The sequence below is a fragment of the Sulfurovum sp. genome (assembly GCF_041562805.1).
GTDB lineage: Bacteria > Campylobacterota > Campylobacteria > Campylobacterales > Sulfurovaceae > Sulfurovum.
Map to the genome: position 1 here is coordinate 1 of NZ_JBFFOH010000226.1, position 3072 is coordinate 3072.

The window sequence follows — 3072 nt, forward strand, 5'->3', positions numbered from 1 at the left end:
AGCGATTGGGAGCCCGCGCGCGAATAGCCCATCCTGGCCCGGCATCAACGCATGCCAACATCAGAGGCCGAATATACGTGTGCAATCGATCTTATTGGCTGCTAACAGTGTGCTTGCAAACGAGGAGGAGTCCATATACGGTCTTTATTCTTGATAGACTACTTTGGCAGCTATCAGCCTAATAGCAGTCATTAGCGGTGCACGGATGATTTGCAGGAAAAGCCCTATGTTCAACCAGGTAAACTATGGCACTATCGGTACTATTGAATAATAAAAGGTTGAGGGATCGACGCCAAGCTACTGTTAATGCATGGAAAAACCGTCTTTTTACTACCCTCATTCATACGTGATATTCCGCTTACGCAGTATTACCAATACTGAGTAAGCGATCTAATATACTGTTATGCCCCAAAATAGAATGAGTGACTGCTATTCAAAAATGGAAGTAAAACTCTTCGGAGATGAGTTCCCGAAAAAGGGGGAATTCTGTAAAAAATGTAAAACATATATTCCTAAGTTCTGCGATTTAACGGCTGAGCAAGAAAATCATTTAAAAGAACTTATATCAAAAGATGAAAAAATATTAGCAGTAAAGCAGTTGGTGGAATATACGGGGTGTTCTCATCGGTGGGCAAAAATCTGGGTGCTACATCCTAATGGGCCAACCCCGGTCTTAAGCGGCCCACCATGCCCTCATTGTGGTAAACCACTGCGTACATCCAAGGCTAAGCAATGTCCACATTGTCTCAAAAGGTGGAACTGACAGAGTGGAAAGTGGCATAACAAGCGCGTTCGAGAGGGACATACCTCCGCGGCGGTCAATTTGTGCTAAGTTAGCACAAATATTCCCACCACTACGGCATGCCCCTCAACGCGAACGTTATGCGCAAATAAGTTCAGCTTCATATTTAAACGTTAATTTTAAAGTTAAATATTAAAGGGAAGTTATATGAAAACACAGATAAAGCGATTGTCTCCACATCAGAATGGCAAGGTGTTTGGTATTCTAATGGCTGTTGCTAGCCTCATATTTATTCTGCCAATGTTCTTGGCAATGTCATTTTCTATGCCACATGTAGATCAACAAGGAAATCCAGTTGACTTCCCTAGGTTTATTTTCTTGATAATGCCGTTTTTCTATTTGATTTTCGGCTACATTTCTGTGGTAGTCGGATGTTTTATCTACAATCTATTAGTTAAATACGTAGGTGGCATTGAGTTTGAACTCGAAGACAAAAGCTCATAACAAGTGGGTCAAGCCGACCCATTTCCGCGGCACTTCATTTGTGGCTAATGCCACAAGCCTCGCCCCGCTCCAATGGTCGGCTTACCCTGAACGTTAGCCACAAAAGGAGGTGTATCATGAACCAGAAGTATATAACGGCAATCTTTCTAGCTATATTCACAAGTACAGTTAACGGCGGGGATGTAGTGAGTAATGACAGGCAAGATCTAATCAACGAACTTATGAGTGGCGCTGGAAAGCCACAGCAGATTTCTAGCCAAGAAGCCTTTGACTTAGCTGGAAAGTCTCTTCAAGCGCATATGGCCACAAAAATGCATCCACTTTACTTAGAATTATGTGAAGACAAGAACTCCTTATCGAAAAATATGGATAGATTCAAAGAGTCTTTATCTGACTTACTCCCTCTTGGCGCTCTCTATTTTGAAAAAGGTATATTTATCAACTATCAAAACACCTCAATGCATCAGCCTTCTCAGGAGCTAAAGGGGGGGCTTAGTTATGTACTACTTGGAACAAGGGCTGATTTTCGGCGGCGGAGCAAGAGTTTTGCAAATGAAAGCTGTACACAGTTTATTGATGCCCTGAATCTTATGTCTAAACAATTTAGTGGCTAACAAATCACTCCAGCCGACCCAGTGCCGCGGCGCTCCTTTCGTCGCTTTGCGGCACAGGTCGGCTGAGTTATAACGTTATGTGTAAAAGTATTCAACCCAATGGCTAAGAAGCATCGTTATAAAGTCTCAATAACCCAGATGACTATTAATGGTGGTTATGTATACGCTGGATATAGTAATTATAGAGGCGAGGCTGAATTTACATCTACATATAATCAATGCCACTTTGATGACAAAACCTTAAAGAAAATAAAAGGTGGGTCTAAAGGTGGCAACTACTCAGGTGTAGAAGATGGTGAAATATACAGGGTAATGAAGCATGAGAAGCTTTAATGTTAAAACACATAACAAGGTGCTCAAAATGGGCGCAAAATTCGCTGCGCTCCATTTAAGCCCTTTAGCTGTGTATACACGTCCGCTTCTGGTTCGTTTAGCTGACGATAATTCATCTGTTCGCTAAGGACAGCTTTGGTTGCTGAGGAGTCTTTAGCCCTGGTAGGGTGGGTCCTGTGGGCTGATTTAGACAGGAAGCGGCCAGTTGCGGAAATCCAGCCAGCCAGACCACGATTGCCGCTAACACCCTTTTTGCGGTCATTAATACATCCATTTGGACTTTCAAAGAGCCAATAGACACCATGGTCTATTATTGGGCTTATGGTATGAGTTAAATTTACACGATTCATGTAGGTATATAGCTTTGAAAAAGCAGATTCAATCTATCGACGAGCCTCATATTGAGCTGGCAGATCTTGACCCAGCAGTAATATTACCAATAATCGTGTTCTTTGTAGCAGTCTCTGTATATGGATGGTACAGATATAAAAAAGGTACTTTTTTAAGCTTTGTCATCTTTGCAGTAGGCTTTTCGGTGTGCTCGATATCAGCAGCATATTATGGATTTATACGTGGTGGACTATGGTACTGTCAGCAGGAGCCAAGCAATCTATGCGGTCTAGTAGGTGCATTTGTTATTGCGCCAGTTTCCTTTGTTCTTGGCGGCGCTATATTCTCTCTTATGTGGCATATGTTTCGAAGTATAGGTGCAATTCGATAGGCTGGTAAATGGCTTCGCCTGTAGTGGCATAGTTAATTTGGCCACCTAGTTATGGGTGATATTATCACCCCTAAGACAAACAGGTGACAAAATGGCTAAGACAAGAAGGACGTTCAGTCCTGAATTTAAACTCGAATCGGCTCAGCTGGTGGTTGACC

General features: G+C 42.5%; 4 protein-coding genes. All 4 read left to right on the forward strand.

Translation table 11 applies throughout. From position 1 onward, the window contains the following. The first annotated feature begins 949 nt into the window (after positions 1-949). Positions 950-1246: a hypothetical protein gene (locus ABYK33_RS14980; protein ID WP_373034114.1), complete on the forward strand. Its 297-nt coding sequence runs from the start codon at positions 950-952 to the stop codon at positions 1244-1246. Between the two features lie 116 nt (positions 1247-1362). Beyond that, positions 1363-1860: a hypothetical protein gene (locus ABYK33_RS14985; RefSeq protein ID WP_373034116.1), complete on the forward strand. Its 498-nt coding sequence runs from the start codon at positions 1363-1365 to the stop codon at positions 1858-1860. Positions 1861-1959: 99 nt separating this feature from the next. After that, entirely contained in the window at positions 1960-2193 is a 234-nt protein-coding gene (locus ABYK33_RS14990) for a hypothetical protein (RefSeq protein ID WP_373034118.1), read from the forward strand. 364 nt (positions 2194-2557) lie between these two features. Beyond that, positions 2558-2914 carry a hypothetical protein gene (locus ABYK33_RS14995; protein WP_373034120.1) on the forward strand — a complete coding sequence of 119 codons (357 nt, stop codon included), beginning with the start codon at positions 2558-2560 and terminating at the stop codon, positions 2912-2914. Positions 2915-3072 lie beyond the last annotated feature (158 nt).